Source organism: Kitasatospora sp. NPDC034035, from assembly GCF_055575755.1.
The window spans coordinates 271,953-291,024 of the sequence record NZ_JBVISA010000002.1; the positions used below are offsets into that span (position 1 = coordinate 271,953).

The 19,072-nt window shown below is 72.7% G+C and carries 19 protein-coding genes and 1 pseudogene; 12 read left to right on the forward strand and 8 right to left on the reverse strand.

Features of this window, described 5'->3' with window-relative positions:
* Positions 1-58: 58 nt before the first annotated feature.
* Together ACZ52J_RS03990 and ACZ52J_RS03995 are read right to left on the reverse strand one after the other, a co-directional pair.
* The gene (locus tag ACZ52J_RS03990) at positions 59-814 is read right to left on the reverse strand and encodes a YcnI family copper-binding membrane protein (RefSeq protein ID WP_465615610.1); all 756 of its coding nucleotides are present in this window, start codon (positions 812-814) and stop codon (positions 59-61) included.
* Between the two features lie 200 nt (positions 815-1,014).
* Positions 1,015-1,851, reverse strand: a complete 837-nt coding sequence (locus tag ACZ52J_RS03995; protein WP_465615612.1) for a hypothetical protein — start codon at positions 1,849-1,851, stop codon at positions 1,015-1,017.
* Positions 1,852-2,081: 230 nt separating this feature from the next.
* Between ACZ52J_RS03995 and ACZ52J_RS04000 the strand changes: the two genes are divergently transcribed.
* Positions 2,082-2,717: an ATP-binding protein gene (locus ACZ52J_RS04000; RefSeq protein ID WP_465615614.1), complete on the forward strand. Its 636-nt coding sequence runs from the start codon at positions 2,082-2,084 to the stop codon at positions 2,715-2,717.
* 73 nt (positions 2,718-2,790) lie between these two features.
* Here the strand turns inward: ACZ52J_RS04000 and ACZ52J_RS04005 are convergent, their stop codons facing one another.
* Positions 2,791-3,714: an LAETG motif-containing sortase-dependent surface protein gene (locus ACZ52J_RS04005; RefSeq protein WP_465615616.1), complete on the reverse strand. Its 924-nt coding sequence runs from the start codon at positions 3,712-3,714 to the stop codon at positions 2,791-2,793.
* A gap of 241 nt (positions 3,715-3,955) precedes the next feature.
* Between ACZ52J_RS04005 and ACZ52J_RS04010 the strand changes: the two genes are divergently transcribed.
* The 3 genes from ACZ52J_RS04010 to ACZ52J_RS04020 all read left to right on the forward strand — a co-directional run bounded on the left by ACZ52J_RS04010 (position 3,956) and on the right by ACZ52J_RS04020 (position 6,335).
* A complete protein-coding gene (locus ACZ52J_RS04010) occupies positions 3,956-4,186 on the forward strand; it encodes a hypothetical protein (RefSeq protein WP_360497947.1) in 231 nt (76 codons plus the stop codon).
* A 21-nt stretch (positions 4,187-4,207) separates the two neighbouring features.
* Positions 4,208-5,521, forward strand: a complete 1,314-nt coding sequence (locus ACZ52J_RS04015) for an amidase (protein WP_465615618.1) — start codon at positions 4,208-4,210, stop codon at positions 5,519-5,521.
* A 190-nt stretch (positions 5,522-5,711) separates the two neighbouring features.
* Positions 5,712-6,335 (forward strand): TIGR03086 family metal-binding protein, encoded by a 624-nt coding sequence (locus ACZ52J_RS04020; protein WP_465615620.1) that lies wholly within the window; start codon positions 5,712-5,714, stop codon positions 6,333-6,335.
* Positions 6,336-6,396: 61 nt separating this feature from the next.
* Here ACZ52J_RS04020 and ACZ52J_RS04025 read toward each other — a convergent pair whose 3' ends face one another.
* Positions 6,397-6,543, reverse strand: coding sequence for a hypothetical protein (locus ACZ52J_RS04025; RefSeq protein WP_465615622.1), 147 nt, complete (start codon positions 6,541-6,543; stop codon positions 6,397-6,399).
* Between the two features lie 203 nt (positions 6,544-6,746).
* Here ACZ52J_RS04025 and ACZ52J_RS04030 point away from each other — a divergent pair, with 203 nt between their 5' ends.
* Positions 6,747-7,568 carry a protein phosphatase 2C domain-containing protein gene (locus ACZ52J_RS04030; RefSeq protein WP_465615624.1) on the forward strand — a complete coding sequence of 274 codons (822 nt, stop codon included), beginning with the start codon at positions 6,747-6,749 and terminating at the stop codon, positions 7,566-7,568.
* A 149-nt stretch (positions 7,569-7,717) separates the two neighbouring features.
* On the opposite strand, the pseudogene ACZ52J_RS04035 reads toward ACZ52J_RS04030, so the two are convergent.
* Positions 7,718-8,452: pseudogene (locus ACZ52J_RS04035) on the reverse strand (pirin family protein); the annotation flags it as partial.
* 35 nt (positions 8,453-8,487) lie between these two features.
* On the opposite strand from ACZ52J_RS04035, the gene ACZ52J_RS04040 reads away from it, so the two are divergent.
* The gene (locus ACZ52J_RS04040) at positions 8,488-10,236 is read left to right on the forward strand and encodes a recombinase family protein (RefSeq protein ID WP_465615626.1); all 1,749 of its coding nucleotides are present in this window, start codon (positions 8,488-8,490) and stop codon (positions 10,234-10,236) included.
* Positions 10,237-10,302: 66 nt separating this feature from the next.
* On the opposite strand, the gene ACZ52J_RS04045 is transcribed toward ACZ52J_RS04040, so the two are convergent.
* Together ACZ52J_RS04045 and ACZ52J_RS04050 are read right to left on the reverse strand one after the other, a co-directional pair.
* Positions 10,303-11,142: a recombination directionality factor gene (locus ACZ52J_RS04045; protein ID WP_465615628.1), complete on the reverse strand. Its 840-nt coding sequence runs from the start codon at positions 11,140-11,142 to the stop codon at positions 10,303-10,305.
* A gap of 592 nt (positions 11,143-11,734) precedes the next feature.
* The gene (locus ACZ52J_RS04050) at positions 11,735-12,229 is read right to left on the reverse strand and encodes a hypothetical protein (protein ID WP_465615630.1); all 495 of its coding nucleotides are present in this window, start codon (positions 12,227-12,229) and stop codon (positions 11,735-11,737) included.
* 419 nt (positions 12,230-12,648) lie between these two features.
* On the opposite strand from ACZ52J_RS04050, the gene ACZ52J_RS04055 reads away from it, so the two are divergent.
* The 6 genes from ACZ52J_RS04055 to ACZ52J_RS04080 all read left to right on the forward strand — a co-directional run bounded on the left by ACZ52J_RS04055 (position 12,649) and on the right by ACZ52J_RS04080 (position 18,730).
* On the forward strand, positions 12,649-13,695 hold the full coding sequence (locus ACZ52J_RS04055) for a hypothetical protein (protein WP_465615632.1): 1,047 nt from the start codon (positions 12,649-12,651) through the stop codon (positions 13,693-13,695).
* A gap of 80 nt (positions 13,696-13,775) precedes the next feature.
* Positions 13,776-14,405 (forward strand): ATP-binding protein, encoded by a 630-nt coding sequence (locus ACZ52J_RS04060; protein ID WP_465615871.1) that lies wholly within the window; start codon positions 13,776-13,778, stop codon positions 14,403-14,405.
* 118 nt (positions 14,406-14,523) lie between these two features.
* Positions 14,524-15,453 (forward strand): DUF2637 domain-containing protein, encoded by a 930-nt coding sequence (locus ACZ52J_RS04065; RefSeq protein WP_465615634.1) that lies wholly within the window; start codon positions 14,524-14,526, stop codon positions 15,451-15,453.
* Positions 15,454-15,902: 449 nt separating this feature from the next.
* Complete coding sequence (locus ACZ52J_RS04070) at positions 15,903-16,451, forward strand: plasmid mobilization protein (RefSeq protein ID WP_465615636.1); 549 nt, start codon at positions 15,903-15,905, stop codon at positions 16,449-16,451.
* The gene (locus ACZ52J_RS04075) at positions 16,448-18,202 is read left to right on the forward strand and encodes a relaxase/mobilization nuclease domain-containing protein (protein ID WP_465615638.1); all 1,755 of its coding nucleotides are present in this window, start codon (positions 16,448-16,450) and stop codon (positions 18,200-18,202) included. The genes ACZ52J_RS04070 and ACZ52J_RS04075 overlap by 4 nt, the downstream gene beginning before the upstream one ends.
* A gap of 192 nt (positions 18,203-18,394) precedes the next feature.
* Positions 18,395-18,730 carry a hypothetical protein gene (locus ACZ52J_RS04080; protein WP_465615640.1) on the forward strand — a complete coding sequence of 112 codons (336 nt, stop codon included), beginning with the start codon at positions 18,395-18,397 and terminating at the stop codon, positions 18,728-18,730.
* Positions 18,731-18,823: 93 nt separating this feature from the next.
* Here ACZ52J_RS04080 and ACZ52J_RS04085 read toward each other — a convergent pair whose 3' ends face one another.
* Entirely contained in the window at positions 18,824-18,952 is a 129-nt protein-coding gene (locus ACZ52J_RS04085; protein WP_465615642.1) for a hypothetical protein, read from the reverse strand.
* Positions 18,953-19,072 lie beyond the last annotated feature (120 nt).

A 19,072-nucleotide genomic window follows, 5' to 3' on the forward strand; every position in this document is an offset into this window, starting at 1 on the left:
TGCGGGCACGGCGGGGGTGCGGCCGTACGGCCTGGGTACGGCCCCGTCGGCGCGGGGGTCAGGAGGCGGAGCCGCCGTTCTTGCGGCGCAGGCCGAGCACGCCGACGGCGGTGCCGATCACGCCGACCACGATGCCGACCACACCGAGGGTGCGGGCGGTGGAGTCGCTGCTCTTGCTGCCGCCGTCGGAGGCGGCGGCGTGGTCCGAGCTGCCGCCGTGGGCGTCGGCGGCCGGGGAGGCGGTGACGCCGTGGTCGTCCCCGCCCGCGGCGGCCTTGGTGAGCTTCAGGACCGGGGCCGGGTGGGCCGGCTCGGGCTGGCCGTCCTTGGACTCGTCGATCCAGCGGACGACATCGCCGTTGTCGTAGGTCTGCAGGGCCTTGAAGACCATGCTGTCGGCGTCGGTCGGCAGCGGGCCGAGCGAGACCCGGAACTCCTGGAACTGCCCGGGGGAGACCTTGGTGCCGGCGTCGGCGGTCCAGGTGATCTTGGAGACGGCCTCGTTGACGTCGCTGCCGTGCACCTTGATCGGCTTGTCGAGCTTGGACTTCTCCAGGGTGGCGGTCCAGCCCGGCAGCGGCAGGGTCCGGACCGACGCCAGCGGGTGGTCCAGCGGGAGGTTGACCTCCAGCTTCACGGTGCTCGCGGTGTCGCTCTCGTTCGGCACCCGGAAGTCGACGGCCGTGTAGCCACCCTGGGCGGCCGAACCCGGGTTCACGGTGACGTGCGCGAAGGCCGGACCGGCCAGCGCCACCACGGAGGCGGCGGCGGTCAGGGCGACGGCGGCGAGACGACGGGCGGGAAGGGAACGCATGATGCGGGTCTCCGATCGGAGCTGGGCGGCAGGCCGGGACCGGGCGACGGACTGAACCGCGCCTCGGCGGTACCTCGGTGGTGCCGCGCGTGGGGACGTGTGGGGCAGAGCCTCGGGGCCGGACCCGGTGGTCGGGAAACGGCCCGGACGGTGCGCACACCGCGACCCGGCACGGCCCGCAGGCCGCCGGAAGACGCGGATCAGTACGCGAAGGCCCCGCACGGCGGTCCACGTCGCACCACGCTGTGCCGCAGCACGGCACCCGCCGGAAGCGGACGCTCCCCGCCCCGGACCCCGAACCGGCGGACCGGACCGGCCACCCCGAACAGACCCCGCAGCACCGCGGCCACCAGCGCGAACACCGACCGCAGCGGCGCCGCCCAGTGCTCCCGCGCCGCCGACGCGGCCACCCGCAGCAACCGCCACAGCGCCGCCTCGCCCCGCCGCAGCCACCAGCCCGCCACCAGCGCGGCGACCAGGTGCCCGGCCAGCATCGACGGCGTCATGCCGAACACGCCGCCCTGCCACCACGGCGCGGCGGCGAACGCGTGCGGGTCCAGGCCCGCCGAGGAGACCAGCTGCTCCGGGGACGGGCCGCCGGGCAGGCCGAGCAGCGTGCCCGGGTGGGCCTCGTTGCAGATCAGCCGGCCGGCCACCTGCGGAACGGTCAGCGGACCGGAGCCGCCGTGGTGCATGCCGGACATACCGGACATGGCGGTGAAGCCGTGGCCACCGAGGCTGTGGAAGAGGAAGTGCAGTCCGAGTTGGCCCGCGGCCAGCGCCCCGGCGATGCCGGCCAGCGAACGCTCCCGTCCACCGCAGGCCGCCGCGAGCGCCAGCACCGCGACGAAACCCGCTGCCAGCGCGGTCGGCGGAACGTTCCCGCCACCGGCCACGGCGTGCCCGGCGGCCGCTATCAGCGTGCAGAAAAGCGCGAACGGGACGGCCCGGGCAAGCCGCAGGTCCCAGGCGGCGGACCCCGCCGGCTGGGCCGGTCCGGGGGCGCCCGGGAACGGGGCGGCAGCGAGGGCAGGCATGGCCGGGCCATCCTCTCATTGCGTACGCCGGCGACACGGGCAGGGTGGGAAATCCCTACGAATGCCCCTTTCGGCGGCGGCGTGCAGGACCCCGTGTGCGCCGCGGCGCACAGACCCCGTCCCCCAGTCCATCCGCCGAACGGGCGGTAGCGGCCCCCGTGCACGGTTCACCGCCGAATCGCCCGGAGATACCTAGTTGTATGTGGAGCCGCAGCCAGGAGGGACCTCCCGTGGACATCTGGTGGACTCTGCACCTCAAGCGCGACCCGGCCAGCGTCCCGCTGGCCCGGCGCATCCTGCTCGGTGCCATGGCGACGGCGGGCGTCGACCCGCAGATCGCCGACGACCTCGGCGTCGCCCTCAGCGAGGCCTGCGCCAACGCCGTCGAGCACGGCGCCACCGGGCGGCCCGACGACGGCTTCCAGGTCACCGCCTCGATCAGCGGCGACCGACTGCGGATCGAGGTCACCGACTCTGGCCCCGGCCTGCCCGCCCCCGCCGCCCCGCCGGTCCGGCGCCCCGCTGCCGCCGCCCCGACCCGCCCGGCCGCCACCGGCCGCGGGCCCCACCGCTCCCGCCGCGGCCGCGCCACCGTCCCGGCCCGCGTCCTCACCGGCCACCGCCCCCGCCGCGACTACCACCCGTACGACACCCACGTCCTCCCCTGCGGCCCCACGCCCCCCACCCTCCGCCCGGTCGACCTCGACACCCTCCCCGACCTCACCGCCGAATCCGGCCGCGGCCTCTTCCTCATCCACGCCCTCACCGACCACGTACAACTCCGCAACCACCCCCTGCGGGGGGCGATCGTGAGCTTCGACAAGATCCTCAAGTGGCAGGACGGCGCGCTGCTGCGGGCGTCCTGAGGGTGCGGCCGGGGAGACGCCGAGGGGCGCGGACCTGGGTGGCCGCGCCCCTCGGGGGTGAGTCGGGGTGGGATCAGCCGTGGGCACCGGCCTTGCGGCGGCGCAGGACGAACAGGGTGCCGGCGCCGGCGGCGAGGACGGCCGCGCCGCCGAGGGCGATCGGCAGGGTGTCGGAGCCGGCGCCGGTCTCGGCCAGGTGCGGGCCGCCCGCCGAGGGCGAGGCGGAGACGGCGACGGCCGGGGTGGTGGCGGCCGTGGTGGCGCCGCCGGTCGCGGCGACGCGGAACTCGCCCAGGTAGTCGTCGAGGAACTGCGTGCAGGTCTGCGGCTTGTTGTTGGCCGGGGTGGGCACCTTGTCGTTGTCGAAGGCGTCCGAGCCGGCCTCGTAGTTCGCGCCGTACTTTCCGACCGGGGCCTTGGCGGTCGCGGCTATCCGGACCTTGTAGGTGACCTTCTCGCCCTTGGCCAGTTTGAAGTCGGCCACCCGGAGGGCCCGGTCGTCGAGCTTGGCGGGCTTCCAGCCGGAGCCGGTGTCCAGCTGGACGTCGAAGAACTCGGTGCTCCACTGGACCGGAGCGGCCCCGTCGAACTCGTCGGTGACGTAGAGGCTGTTGTGGATGACCGGCAGGTCGACGCCGCTCTTGTTCTCCCAGGTCATGGTCATCTCGGCGGCCGGGCCGCCCTTGACCAGGGTGGTGCCGTACAGGCCGGTGCCGGTGACCTTGAGCAGGGAGCTCTGGTAGACGCCGCCGTGGCAGCGGTTGTCGGCGGTCGGCGTGGGGGCCGGCAGGGTCGGGAGGTTCGTCGGCTTGCCGGTGGCCGGCGGGGCCGGGGTGGTCGCGGCGGTGCTCGGCGGGCCCGAGGGGGTGGCCGGGGCGGTCGCGGCGGCGCTCGGGGTCGGGGCGACTCCGACAGCGCCGGCGGTGGCGGCGCCGATCGTGGCGCCGAGCGAGAGCGCCACCAGCGTGGACGTGGCCAGAAGGCGGGAAGAGCGCACGGTGAGGGCTTCCAGTTCGGTGAAATATGTCTGAAATCAGGCGACTTCGGGCTTCGGCAGGGCCATCGGCGCTGGTCGCGCCCGCGCACCTTATCCGGCCATGGTGGCCGGATTTCGCCCAGGGGCCGGACGGTCCTGCGGCCGGCGGCGGAGAGCCTCGGCGGGTTCCCCGGTGGCGGCACGAAAGGCCTGGCGGAGGCTCCGGTTGCCGGGGCTGGGAGGGGGTCGGACGATGGGGGGCATGATGCACCAGATGCGAGCCGAGTACGGCGCCGGCGGCGCGGCCGAGGGCGTGCGGCTGTGGCACGTGGTCCGGGGCGAGGAGAGCGTGGCCATGTGCGGCCGGGAGCTCGATCCGCAGGCGCCGGTGCGGGAGGCGGTGGACTGGGGGAGGACCCCGGAGCTGTGCTGCCACACCTGCGGGGCGTACTTCCTGCGCGAGGCGCCGTACCTGGCGGCCGAGCACCCGTAGACCCGGTCTACTGTGCCCGGTATGGATGAACCCCCCGTCCGGCCGCGGTCGTTGACCCGCGAGGTCGCCGCGCTGCGTGCCGGGGAGCCGGGGCTGCCCGAGTACGTCGACCGCTTCTGCACGCTGCTCGAGCGGGTGGACCCGCTGATCCACGCGTTCGTGCCGGAGCCCGGGCGGCACGACCGGTTGCGGGCGCAGGCGCGGGAGCTGGCGGCGCGGTACCCGGTGCCGGACGGGCGGCCGCCGCTGTACGGGGTGGCGGTGGGGGTCAAGGACATCGTGCACGTGGACGGGCTGCCCACGCACGGGGGGTCGGCGCTGCCGCCCGGGGTGCTGGCCGGGCCGCAGGCCGCGGTGGTGGACCGGCTGCGCGCGGCGGGGGCGCTGGTCGCGGGCAAGACGGTGACCGCCGAGTTCGCCGCGAGCGCCCCGGGCCCGACCCGCAACCCGCACCACCCGGGGCACACCCCGGGCGGCTCCAGCAGCGGTTCGGCGGCGGCGGTCGCGGCGGGGCTGGTGGCGCTCGCGGTCGGCACCCAGACCGTCGGCTCGGTGATCCGCCCGGCCGCGTACTGCGGGGTGGTGGGGTTCCGGCCGACGTACGGGCGGATCCCGATCGACGGCGTGCTCCCGAACGCGCCGAGCTTCGACACCCTGGGGGTGTTCACGGCCGACCTGGCGGGCGCGGAGCTGGCGGCCGCGGTGCTCTGTGACGACTGGCGGCCGGTGGAGGGGGGCCCGGGGCCGGAGCCGGTTCTCGGGGTGCCGGACGGGACGTACCTGGAGCACGCCGAGCCGGGCGCGCTGCGCGCCTTCGAGGAGCAGCTGGAGCGGCTGGCGCGGGCCGGGCTGAGGGTGCGCCGGGTCGAGCTGTTCCCGGACTTCGCCGAGGTGAGGCGGCAGTTGCAGGCCGTCAACCGGTTCGAGCTGGCCCGCAGCCACGCCGACTGGTTCGCCCGGTTCGGCGGCCTCTACCGGCCGGAGACGGTGGCGAGCATCCGGGTCGGCCAGGGCGTCGCGCCCGAGGACCGGGCGGCCGCGCTGCGGTTCCGGGAGCGGCTGCGCGAGCGGGTGGACGGGGCGGGAGCGGCGGCCGGGGTGGACCTGTGGCTGGCGCCCTCGGCGACCGGCGGGGCGCCGGAGGGGCTGCACAGCACCGGGGACGCGGTGATGTCGCTGCCGTGGAGCTTCCTCGGGCGGCCGGCGCTGAGCCTGCCGGCCGGACGGACCCGGGACGGGCTGCCGCTGGGCCTCCAGGTGGTCGGCGCGGCCGGTGAGGACGAGCGCCTCCTGCTCCGATCCGCCGTGCTGGAGCGGGTGTTGGCGGAGGGTTAGGCGAGCGCCGGGTCGGCCGGATCGGCGGCCTCGGCGCGCAGCAGGCGCAGCAGGAGGCGGTCGGCCCGCTCGTACGGCGGCTCGACCTGGTGGTCACCCGCGGGCTCGGCCACCGCCGGATTATCGCGGAACCGGCCGTCGTTGATCAGGTGATCGGATTCCTGTCCGCCGACCTGGAGGTCACCATCGTATGAAGCTCGTCGAATTACACGCACAGTCCATGGAGTTGGCCGCCGACGTGGTGGACGCGGTACGGCCCGAGCACCTGGACCTGCCCACCCCGTGCGCGGACTGGACGCTGCGTCAGCTGCTGGAGCACTGCGTCGGCCAGCACCAGGGGTTCGCGGCGGCCGCCCGCGGCGCCGGGCCCGACCTCGCCCTGTTCGCGGACGCCCCGCTCGGCGCCGACCCGGCGGGCGCCTTCCGCCGGACCGGCCTCGACCTCGGCGCCGCCTTCCGCGAGGCGGCCGCCGCCGACCGGGCGCTCTGGCTCCCGGAGATCCGCGACGGCGGCCCGTTCCCGCTCGCGCAGGCGGTCGGCTTCCACCTGCTCGACACCCTCGTGCACGGCTGGGACGTCGCGGCCACGCTCGGCACCGGGGCGGGCCTCGTCGCGGCGGTGGACGGCGACGAGGCGCTGATCGCCGCGCTGCTGGCGGTGACCGAGGCCGTTCCGGACACCCCGGAGGCCCGGGCGCCCGGCCGGGCCTTCCGCCCGGGCCTGGGACCGGGAACCGGGCCGGGCCGGTTCGAGCGCGCCCTGGCGCTGCTCGGCCGCGATCCGGCCTGGAACGGGCAACTCGGGAACGGGTAGCCCGGCAGCGGGTGGCTCGGCAGCGGGTGGCTCGGCAGCGGGTGGCTCGGCAGCGGGTGACTCAGGAACGGGTGGCTCGGGAACGGGCGGCTGGGGGGCTTTCGTCGCGCTGCTCGTCGGGGAAGCGCGGCCCGCCGATCAGGAAGAGCAGTGCGGCGGTCGGAAAGCCGAGCGAGGCGGCCAGCAACACGATGAACTGCCAGAACATCTTCCGCTCCTCGTCAGTCACGGGCCGCCCGGGCACCCGAAGGTGATCCCAAACCTGACCCGCCCCGATTGGCCGAATTGTCCGGTCACTTCCCGACGGTATGGCCGAATCGCCCCGGCTGCCACCGGACGTCGCGCCCGGGCCCGCGCCGCACCGGCGCACGGGTCTGGGCGCGGGCCGGGGGCGGCGTCCACACTGTCGGGATGCAGCTACAGCTCGCAGGGGAAGCACGGCGGCCCGACCGCGAGAGTGAGGACTTCGCGGCGGCCTCGCCGGAGGCGCTGGTCCTGCTGGACGGCGCGAGTTCGCCGGCCGGCCTGGAGTCCGGGTGCCGGCACGGGACGGCCTGGTACGTGCGTCGGTTGGGTGTGCACCTGCTCGCCCGGCTCACCGACCGGGCGGACCGCTCGATCACCGAGTGCCTGGCCGACGCCATCGTGGAGACGGCCGCGCTGCACGGCGGCCGTTGCGACCTGGCGCATCCCAACACGCCCGCCGCGATGGTGGTCGCGGCCCGCAGACACGGCGAGACGCTGGAGTACCTGGTGCTCGGCGACTCGCTGCTGGTCCTGGAGTTCAAGGACGGCCCGCCGAAGGTGATCGGGGACAACCAGCGCTTCCCCGGCGGGGAGGGGCTGCGCCGCCAGGTCTGGTCGACCGTCCCCGGCTCGGCCGAGCGGGCCGCGCTGCACCTGGAGTACGCGCTGGCCGTCCGTGCCGCCCGCAACCGGGGCAACGGCCCGTGGATCGCGGCCGCCAGCCCGCGTGCCGCCGAGCACGCCGAGACCGGCTTCGTCCGGCTCGACCGGCTGCACGCGCTGGCCGCCCTCACCGACGGCGCCTCCCGCTTCACCGAGCGCTTCGGGCTGGGCAGTTGGGGCGACGCCCTGCGGTTGCTCGCCGAGTCGGGCCCGGGCGAGCTGATCGCCCAGGTCCGCGCGGTGGAGCGGGCGGACGCCGCCTGCGAGCGCTGGCCGCGCGGCAAGACGCACGACGACGCCTCGGCCGTGTACGCGCTGCTGTAGACCCCGCACGCAGCCGGCCGGGCCGCGAGAACGGCGGGAACGGCCGGGACAGGAGAACGGCCGGGACAGCAGAACGGCAGGACTGCGGGGGCGGCCGCAGGTGAGACCTGCGGCCGCCCCCTCCGGGTCGGTGCCCGGACCTGTCCGCCTTACCTGCCGGAGGCCGGGACGGTGCCGAGGCGGCCGGCCTGGAAGTCCTCCATGGCCTGCTGGAGTTCGCGGTGGCTGTTCATCACGAACGGTCCGTACCAGGCGACCGGCTCGCGGATCGGCAGGCCGCCGAGCAGTACGACCTCGAAGTTGGGGTTGCGGGAGTCCTGGTTCTCGTCGGCGCGCAGGGTGATCGAGTCGCCGTCGCCGAACAGGACCGCCTGGCCCCTGTGGAACGGGCGCCGCTCCTGGCCGGCCGAGCCCTTGCCCGCCAGGCCGTAGGCGAGGGCGTTGAAGTCGGAGCGCCAGGGCAGGGTGACCTGGGCGCCGGGGCTCACCGAGGCGTGGATCATGGTGATCGGCGTGTGGGTGGCACCGGGTCCCTGGTGGCCGTCGAGCTCGCCGGCGATCACCCGGAGCAGGGCGCCGCCGTCCTCGGTGCTGAGGAGCTTGACGCTGCCGCCGCGGATGTCCTGGTACTTCGGGGCGATCATCTTGTCCGAGGCGGGCAGGTTCACCCACAGCTGGAGGCCGTGGAAGAGGCCGCCGGACATCACCAGCGACTCCGGCGGGGTCTCGATGTGCAGCAGGCCGGAGCCGGCCGTCATCCACTGGGTGTCGCCGTCGGTGATGACGCCGCCGCCGCCGTGCGAGTCCTGGTGCACGAAGGTTCCGTCGATGATGTAGGTGACGGTCTCGAAGCCGCGGTGCGGGTGCCAGGGGGTGCCCTTGGGTTATGTCAGTTAGGGGAGTAGTAACATCAGCACTCATGTCAGCACCAGCAGTGATCACCGGCTTGGACGTCCACGCGGGCGTCTACGCGCGCCAGTCCGACGCGCGCGAGAACGCCAGTGAAGCCTCCACCACGACCCAGCGCGAGCTGGGTACGGCTGAGGCCAAGCGCCGCAACGCCAAGTCGGTTGCCTACTACGAGGACCTCGGCATCTCGGCGTTCACCGGAGTCGAGCGGCCGCAGTTCGAGAAGCTGCTGCAGGACTGCCGGGCAGGCCGGATCAACCTGCTGGTCGTCTACTACGTCAGCCGCCTCTCGCGCCTCGACCCGCTCGACGCGATCCCGGTCGTCGTCGAGCTGCTGAACCTCGGCGTCACCATCGTCAGTGTCACCGAGGGCGAGTTCCGCAAGGGCAACCTGGTGGACCTGATCCACATGTTCATGCGGCTGGATCAGGCCCACAACGAGAGCAAGAACAAGAGCGTCGCCGTCCGGGGCGCCAAGGCCACGGCACTCCAACTGGGCGGGTACATCGGCGGCAAAGCGCCGTACGGCTTCGAGTTGAAGGCCGAGACCAGGCTCACGGCGGACGGCCGACCGATCGTCATCCAGACCCTGGTGCACGCCACCAACGAGCCAGGGGTCATCCGTGACATCTGGGCGACGATCAAGAAGCACAAGGACGAGGTGTACGACCCCAAGCGGCGCCGCCACCCCGGTTCGCTGGGCGGGATCGTCAACAGCATGAACAACGAGGTCATCGTGCCCACGCGCGGTGCGACCTACGGCAAGAAGACGAAGGACAGCGCCTGGGACACCAAGACCCTCAAGCGCATCCTCAGGGACCCACGGATAGCCGGGTTCGCCGCCGTACCCGTCTACAAGGTCGGCGAGAACGGCAAAGCCACGAGCACGGTGGAGAGTTACCGCATCCTCCGCGACCCCGAGACGATGCTTCCGCTCCAGATCTACGAGGCGATCATCCCGCCCGTGGAGTGGTACGAACTGCAGGAGTGGCTTGACGCGCGAGGCCGCGGGAAGGGGCTCTCGCGGGGCGAGTCGCTGCTGTCCGCGATGGAGGTCCTGTACTGCGAGTGCGGATCGGTGAAGACCTCCCATGCCGACAGCGCCAAGGCGGTCAAGCGGTCGTACCGGTGCCGCCGGCGGAAGATGCTGCCCGGCCAGCATGCGGGAGAGTGCACGGTCAGCCAGGCAGCACTGGACGACCACGTGGCGCGGAGCATCTTCGAGCTGCTGAGGGAGGTCGAGGACGACCACGAGGCCCTGGCGGTTCTCGCCGAGGCGACGCGCAGGTTCGGTGTCGCCACCGAGTCGCCAGAGCGTTCGCGGGAACGCGCGACGCTCGTCGCGGAGCGTGCTGATGCGGTGAGGGCGCTTGAGGAGCTCTACGACGACCGCAAGGCGGGCGGCTTCCGAGGAGACATCGGCCGGCGGAGGTTCGTCACGGAAGAGGCCGCGCTCCTGCACCTCCTGGAGGCGGCCGAGGCGAGGATCGCCGTACTGGAGGAGGCGGCGACACCGGTGATCCCCATCGCCGAGTGGTTGCCCGAGGACCCGGCGGCCGACCCCATCGGCCCGGGTTCGTGGTGGGAGAGTGCCCCCCTCGCCGAGCGCAGGAAGTTCGTCAAGCTGTTCGTGGACCGGATCACGGTGTTCAAGGCCCCGGAGCGCGGGGGCCGCTTGCCGGTGCACCAGCGGGTGAAGATCGAGTTCGCCAAGCGCCGGGAGGCGGACGACGACGGCGGGGGACAGCGCGTGCTGTGACGGGCACCGACATGTGAAAGCGGCCCCGGACAAGGATGTCCGGGGCCGCCTCTGCGATACGGGCCGCTAGCTCCAGGGGCCGAGGACCGTCAGCGTCGGCTTTCGGTACGAGACCTCGACGCCACCGCCCACCGTGACCGTGACGAGCTCAAGTGCCAGTTCACAGAGCGCTTCCCCCGCGATACCGGCGAGCTGGGTGCGGGTCTTGACCGCTGCGTCGGCGAGGAGCCGAGAGGGCGAACTGAACTCGAACCGTCCGAGGTCGTAGCGCCCCGCCAGTCGGAAGACCACGGTGGTCGCAGGCTGTGGAGCCCGCAGCTTCTTCGCCAGCGCCGCCCGTTCCTCGGAGGACTCGGGGCAGCCACACGGAGTCCCCTGAACCTCGGTCGGCGAGAGGAACAGGACGCCGTCACAGTGGTGGACGAGTCCCTTCGGCCCCCACAGCCGAAGCTCCGTCGTGACGGAGTCCGCGCCGTCGAGGACGACACGAACCGCAGGTGAACCGGTCACTACCCCCTGGGTCCAGTCGTCGGCCGTTGCGCCGCCGAGGAGTTGGGAGATCGCGGCAGCAGTCTCCGGGGTGGTGGTGGAGACCCGCCAGTTGGGCAGCGACTCAGGGCGGTTGTCGATTCGGCGGCCGGTGTGGAAGCGGCCCACGACTGCGTCGCTGGGCGCGAAGATCGCCAGCGCCACCGAGGGGTCGACCCGCTTGCGCGTGTCCTTGCCACCGGCGGACTCCCGCTCACGCAGCGCTGTGAGCGAGCCGTCGATCGCGCGGCTGGAACGGGGGAAGCTGGTAGTGGCCAGTGCTGACCGAGCCGCCGTCGCTGGGGCCTGAATGGCCTTCAGGTAGGTGGCCGCAGAGCAGGCGTCCGGCTGTGCAGCACGGAGAGACAGCTGGGGCATGCGACTCCTCTTGCGGTGGCCGGCGGGCTGCAACCCGGGCTACCGCATGGCGACATCGTGGATGGGCGGTTGGGGGATGGGCGGCTCCCGACTGGGAGCGAGAAGGCGGCGATCGGATGTCAGCATCGAGATCGCGGGAGCCGGACCGGCCACGATCTGTCGCGGCGGTACGGCGGAGAAGCTGCGTCGGTGTCCAGCGCAGGTGGCCTGCGGGCTGCGGACGGCAGCTGGGGACAGACCCGTCAGATGGGTCTGGGGGAGGTACTGGGGGCAGTGGCGACGGAGTCCGCGACGAACCGCGCGGTGGTTGCCAGGCAGAAGCCGCAGCCTGCGGCTGGGTGTTGCTGCGGCAGCATGCGGTTCCCTCCTCGGTGGCTGGCGGGCTGCAACCCTGCACCGTGGTCGACGTCGTGGATGGGCATTGCGCGGTTGGTGACCGCGTGGGGTGTGACGTTAGCTCTGGATCCCGGCCGCGCTAAATGGCTGGTCGGGCTCGCGAACACGGTAGGAGCGGCCCCGGCCGTTTTCCAAAGACGATCTCGAGCGGTCCTGGCGAACGGTCGACGTGGCCTGGGTGACTGACCCCGCCGGGCTACTCGTCGGCGTGGACCGGCTCGGACGGCATCTTGCCGCCCCGCAGGAATTCCTGCACCAGCGGCGTGGGCGCGTATCTGCGGTACTCGAAGGAGAGGCCGATCGCGATCTTCCCGCGCAGCCGTTTGCGGTTGTGGGGGAAGTCCTGGCAGTACTTCTCGGCGGCTGCCAAAGCCTTGGTCGTGAACTCGGCGCCCTGCGCGGCCAGCCGGTAGCCCTGGACCACGTGGTCGGCGAGTTCCTGCATGATCTTCTCTTCGGGAGAGGTCGGCGGGCCAAGGAGGTCCTCAAGGGGCAGGTCGAAGACCTTGGCGAAACCGATCGCCTCGTCGAGGTTGATCCGTCGGCGCGGCTCGCCGCTCTCGATGCGCCAGACCGAGGACTGGTTGATCGGATAGCCGGCCTCGGCCATGCGCTTGGCCAGCTCACCGGTGCTCCAGCCGCGGCGCTCGCGCTCCATTCGGACGCGCTCGGCCGCGTTCTCCTCGCTCATGCCAGCGGGGGCCTCCGGGCCTGCAGGCTCGCTTCCCGGCAGCTCCTCTTCCGGCCCGCCAGTCCTGTCGTCCGTGGGCTCGTTCGTCCCGGGCATCAATTCACCTCGCATCTAATCCTGAGGCGACTTGCATAACGGCCGCCAGGGCGCCATAGTGATGCACGGTGAAGCGCATGTCAAGCCAAACCGCATCGCGGCGCGTTGCTGCGCTCACCCCGAAAAGGCCGAAGGCCCCCGGTGCTATCAACACCGAGGGCCTGAAAGGTCCCAAAACCGCCCATCCACGACGATCGACCACGGTGCAGGGTTGCAGCCCATGTGCGCACCGAGGAAGGACCAACGTGTTCCAGCGTACGGCGTCGCCACTGTGCGGCGCACCTACTCCGCACGCCTCCTCCCCGAAGGCGGGGTGGTGGGCCATGGCGCGCATCCGCACCATCAAGCCCGAGTACCCCGTCTCGGAGGACCTCGCTTCGGTGTCCCTGACCGCCGAGCGCACGTTCCTGTGCCTGCTCACCCAGGCCGACGACGAGGGACGCCACCGCGACAACGCGGCCGTCCTCAACGGCGCCCTGTGGTCACTGCGGCCCGAGCACACCGCACTCGACACCGAGGACGAGCTTCGCCAACTCGCCGAGACCGGCCTCATCTGCCGGTACACAGGCTGCGACGGCCGCCAGTACCTGCACGTCACCAAGTGGCACGAGCACCAGAAGATCTCCCACCCCACCCGCTCGCGCCTGCCCTCCTGCCCCGTCCACGAGCCCGCGGGCTGGTGCGGCAAGTGCAAGGCCAAGGGCCAGGGCTGCGCGCGCCCGGCTCCGGAGAACTTCCGGAGCCTTCCGGAACCGCTCACGGTCCTCGCGGAGACCGTCCCCGCCCAACGGCCCTTCTCCGCCGACCCCGATCCCACCCCCGCTGGAGCCCTGCCGGTGCCCGATGCGACAGCTCCGAGCGAAAGTGCAGGTCAGACGGCTTCTCCGGAATCCCTCCGGAGGACTCCGGAGAACGTCGTGCCTGGACCATGGACCTTGGACCATGGATCTACCCCTAAAGGGGGCGGCGCCGCCGCGCCCACCCCGGCACCCTCATCGGCAGCACCTGACCGGGACGGCCCGGTCCTGGTCGCCGCGCCCACCGGCAAGGCGTCGGTGAACGCGGGCGCCCTGGTGGCCGAGTACGTCGCCGGCTGCCCGAAGCCGGTACCGGGCCACGTGCGGGGGCATCTCGGCAACGTCATCAAGGAGCTGCTCGACGGCGGCACCGGCGACGACGACATCCGTGCCGGGCTGCGGCTGTACGCGGCGAAGCCGATGAGTCCGAGCGTGCTGCCGAGCATGGTCCACGAGGCGATCAACGCCCAGCCCGCCGGGGCGTCCCGCGCCGGGCAGAGCGCTGCCCGGTCCCCGTACCGGCCCTTCGCCAACCCGGCCGACGCCCGCGACTACTACGAGGGGGACCTGTGACCAGCCTGCCCAACCCCCGCCGCGCGGACGAGCGTCGCGAGCCGCAGCCGGCCTCCGGCGCTGTCCTGCGCCTGGAGCGGATGCTGGCCGCCAAGGGCATCGACCCCGACCGGCCCCTGGCCGACATCGACCGGCCCTCCACCGCGCTGGAGCTCGCCGACCGCCGCATCCCGCCGCGCTACCGCCTCGCCGAAGCCGACCACCCGGAGGTCACGACCTGGGTCCAGCAGGTCACGCTGGCCTGCCGACCCGGCCCCGGGAGCACCCTGGGCATCGCCCAGGGGCCCTCGCTCCTGATCGCCGGGCCCACCGGCTCGGGCAAGACCCACCAGGCGTACGGGGCGATCCGCAGCCTGCTGAAGGCCGGTGTGCGTCTGCGCTGGACCAAGCTCACCGCCACCGAGCTGTACGCCTCCCAGCGGCCCCGCCAGGGCAGCGACACCGAGCGGGAGATGCGCGACCTCATGACCTGCTCGCTGCTGGTCCTCGACGACCTCGGCGCCGCCAAGGCGTCCGAGTGGACCGAGGAGCTCACGCTGCGGCTGGTCGACCACCGCTACGAGCACCTGCTCCCGACGATCTTCACCACCAACCTGGCGCCCGGCGATATCAAGAACGCCCTCGGTGACCGCACCGCCTCCCGCCTCGCCGAGATGTGCGAACGCGCCATCCTCACCGGCACCGACCGCCGCAGGCGAACCGCCGCCTGACCGGCGCCAGTGCCCAGCGCACCCAGCCGGTGCGCCGACCTACCCGAACTTCACCCCACCACCGCCTCGCCGCTTCGCCACGCCCGCCTGCGGCGAGGCCGCCCCTGGAGCACCACCCTTGACCACCATCGCGATACCCCCTGCCCAGACCCCGCCTGCTCGGGCCACCCTCTGGGACCGCCTCGCCGTCGCTCTGCTCGGCGTCCTCGGCTTCGTCCTCTCCTACGACGCGCTGCGGCAGATGGCCGGCGCGACCCACGTGCGCGGCCCCCTCACCTACCTCTTCCCGATCATCATCGACGGCTTCATCGCCTACGGCGTCCGAGCCCTGCTCGTCCTGCGCGAGGCCCGATGGCCCGCCCGCGCCTACGCCTGGACGCTCTTCGCCGGAGCGACCGCGACCAGTGTCTGGGCCAATGCCCTGCACGCTGTCCGCCTCAACCAACTGACTTCCACCGGCAGCGGGCTGAGGCTGACCGACACGGTCGTCGGTGTCCTGTCCACCCTCGCCCCGCTCGCCCTCGGCGGCGCCGTTCACCTTTACATCCTGATCGCCCGCCACGGCCACGACACCGCGAGCGCTCCCGCTGAGCAGAACGCCGTTCCGCGCACCGCGACTTCTGCCGACCCTGAACCGGAGCTCCGGCCGGAACGGGCGGAGGGGCGCGGCGAGAACGCGCTCCTGACGCTCCTGTCCGCCGCCGGACTTCTGCCCGCCGAGTGGCGCGACGCGCTGCCCGATCCCGAATCGGCAGAAGTCGACGACCGACCGGCCAATGCCCCGGACACCCGGGCTGAGGCCGCCGGAGGCGCTGGCGGGGCGGAGAACAAGCCGATCGGGCGTCCGCCGGGCGCGCGGATGGAGCGGCTGCTGGAGGTGGGGCGCGCGGCGGTCGCTGCCGAGGGGCGTCTCACCCGCGCGATCGTCGAACAGGCCGTGCGCGACGCTGGCCTTCCGCTCGGCAGTACCCGCCTCACCGAGCTGATGCGAAAGCTCCGCGAGGAGCAAGCCGACGAACAGAACCCTCCGCACCCCGAGGCCGGCTGACCGGCCCTGGTGTCCGGCTGACCGGCCCTGTCGGTCAGCCGGACATCGACTTCTGCCGACCCAGAGCCGCACTCGGCAGAAGGCCACCGCCGCCCGGTCAGTGCGCCCGGCCGGACTCGACTCGCACCGCGGACACCAGTCCCATGTGGCGTTCGGTCCCGGGAAGGCCGCGCCTGACGCACCGCCCATACCTGCGAATTCCGGCATGGCCAAACCGGCAACCACCCGGACACTGCCCACCCACAAGCTCACCAGCCCGAATCGCCAGCCGCAACCGAGGAACGACACGCGTGAACGCCGTCCGGCGAACCCTGCACAGCCTGCTCGGGAAGCCCGTAAGCTCCCATGACCGCAACGGAGTTGACCACCTCCACGACAACAGCGGAGCAAGCGAGTGCGTACGGGGCCCCTACGGGCCCACGTACGCGGACGCCCCCGCCCAGGAGGGCGTGGACGAGCCGGTGCTGCCGAGGGCGGCAGCACCGGAGCTTCACCGCGAGGGCGCGGCGAAGCAGGAGAAGACGCCCGCCGTCGAGCCGTCCACGCCCGCCCGAGCTGCTGTCCCTGCTGAGCGCGTCAGCGTCCGCCGTCCCAAGCGCCGCCGACGTGACAACGACAACCCCAAGACGAAGAAGCTCGGCTTTCGCTGCACCGAGGAGCGCGAAGCGCAGATCAAGCGGCTCGCGCAGGCAGCCGGCCTGAACGTGGCCGACTACCTGGAGCGCCAGGCCCTGACCGCCGGCGGCGCCGACGTGGTGACCCGTGACGAGCAACTGGATCAGGCCGTGCAGGCGCTGGATGCCGCGCGGTTCCAGGTCGCCCGGGTCGGTGTCAACGTCAACCAGATTGCCTTCCAGCTCAACGCCGAAATCGGCATCGAGCACGGCCCGGCGCAGGCCACCCTGGTCAAAGCCAAGGAGGTAGTGGTCGAGATCCGCAGGGCGGTGGCCGAGGTGGACGCTTCGGCGATGCGGGTGGCAAAGGCCGCACGCCGGTGATCACCACCGCCCGCTCCGGCAAGAACACGTTCAAGGCGCTGGACTACCTGTACGGGCCGGGCCGACGCAACGAGCACACCGACCCGCACCTGGTGGCCTCCTGGGACGGCTTCGCCCCCGACCCCGGCCGCGACTCCGAGGCCACCCTGGCCCAGCTGCGCGATGCCTTGGACCTGCACGTCGTGCGCTACGGCCATCCGGTCAAGAAGCACGTCTACCACCGCATGGTCCGTGCCGACCCCACCGACCGGAACCTGAGCGACGAGGAGTGGGGCGCGATCGCCCGCCGGGTCGTGGCCGCCGCCGGCATTGCCCCCGACGGCGATCCGGACGGCTGCCGGTGGGTCGCCGTCCACCACGGGGACAACCACATCCACATCCTCGCCACCGTGATCCGCGCCGACCTCACCCAGGCCCGCCTGCGGGGCGACCAGTACCGGACGGAGACCGAACTCACCGAGATCGAGCGGGAGTACGGGCTCAAGGACTGGTCCGGCACCCGAACACCCGAGTACCGGGCCGGTATCCCCAAGCGCGCCAAGAGCCCCGAGCTGCGCAAGGCCGAGCGCCTCGGCCAGGAGGAGACCGGGCGGGCCCGGCTGCGGACCGGTGTGCGCCGGGCCCTCGCAGGCGCGGCGGGCGAGGAGGAGTTCCTTGCCCGCCTCACCGCACAGGGCATCGAGTTCGAGGTCCGCCGCCTGCCCTCCGGCGATGCCAAGGGCTACAAGTTCGCCCTGCCCAGCGGCGATCCGGGCGGCCCGGTGTGGTTCTCCGGCAGCAAGCTGGCCGCCGACCTCACCCTGCCCAAGATCCACGAGCGCTTCGCCACCGGTGTCGACCAGCCCGCACCCCACCGCCCGGTCGGGCAAGGGCAACCGGACACGGTCCGCTACCGCGCCAGCACCACCGTCGACCACACCACCACCGTCATCGACGACGAGCCCCAACCCGGTCAGGTCGCCGCGGTGGTCAGCGGCACCATCGAGATCCTCGACACCCTCGCGATCACCAGCCCCGTCCTGTCACGGAAGGAGATCAACCAGGCCGCCCGAGCCCTGGAATACGCCGCGATCGCCCGCACTCGAGCCGCCCGCACGGAGGTACGGGCGATGCGCTCGGCCGCCCGCGAACTCCTCTACGCCGGCCCCACCGACAGCCGGAGCGGCGAGGAAGGCACGGCCGCCGCCACGATCCTGTCCAGCCTCGTGCTGCTCGCGATCATCATCGCCAAGTGGCACGCCGCCCAAGGCCACCGCCACCAGGCCGCCGCCGCGCGGGACGCCGCCCACCACCTGCGCGACGCCTACACCCGGCACGCCGCCAAGCCCCTCGCCCACCTGGACCTCGAAGGCCGGCGCCTGCCCGAAGCCCTCCGGGACCGGCAGGAAGCAGCACTGCGCCGCACGCTGCCAGCCGACCAGGCCACCCGGGTACTCGCCGAGGACGGTTGGGCGGCGCTCGCCGCCACCCTCGCCGACGCCGAAGCAGCAGGCCACGACCCCAACGCCCTACTCGCCCACGCCGCCGGACGGCGCGAACTCGCCACCGCCGACTCGGCCGCCGCCGTCCTCACCTGGCGCATCCGCCGCGACGCCAACCTCCCCACCCCCACACCGGCCGCCACCCCCGACGAACTGCGCACCAGGGCAGCCCGCGCCCGCACGACCAACCGCACCACCGGCACACCGTCTACCCCGGTCATCACACCGCCAGCGCCGGTCGCACCCGACCAGGTACGCCGGACGCGCTGACCAACCCAGGTGGGCGGGAACGGAGCCTCCGTCCCGCCCACCAATACCGCCCCCGGCGTGGCCGGAGCGCCACAACTACCCTGCAGCACGGCGACGGTGTCGATTCGATGTCCTTCTCGCCGGGAGGGATCCATTCCGGCAGTGCACGTCGTATGGTCCCGTGCTGCCCCGCTGCCGACCCGAAGGGACCGCATGACCGACTACGACCACGACTTCTACAACCCCGCCCCCGAACCCGCGCGTGCCGTCATCCGCGCCGTCCCGCATCCCGCCGAGCTCAACCCGCGCGGCATCACCATCACCTGCACCGGCTGCGGCGCCCGCCGCGACTGGCTCCTCCTCGCCGTCCACGACCAGATCTTCGTCCGCTGCCGCTGCGCCCACGAATGGCGCGAGCCCGACCTCACCCGGGCCGACTTCGACCTGCACTACGTCGAACCCGAGTACGAGTGGGACGACTTCGACACCGCCATGAGAGCTCTCGCCTTCGACGGCCTCCTCGCCGGAACGACCTGGAACCTGGACTGAGGTCCACGCCGCACCTGCCGCTGTTCACCTCCGACGCTTGCCGCGTCACGTCCGAACGAGCGAGGACAGCGGGGCTCACGGACGGCGCTTCGACTACCGGCGGAGGTCGACCTGGATCACGGCGTGGCGGCCGTTGGTACGCCACGGCATCCCGGCGCTGTCGAGCTGAGCGACGACGGCAGCGTCGACGCCGACGATCACGTCCGACTTCAGCGTCCGCAAGGCAGTGACGGTTGAGGGACGGTGGCTTGATGCGCCGACAGCTTCGGACATTCGAAGCTCGACCCATCGAACATTGGGACAACTGGTAGTCCCAACTGGGGCGCAGTTCTCGTACGCCGC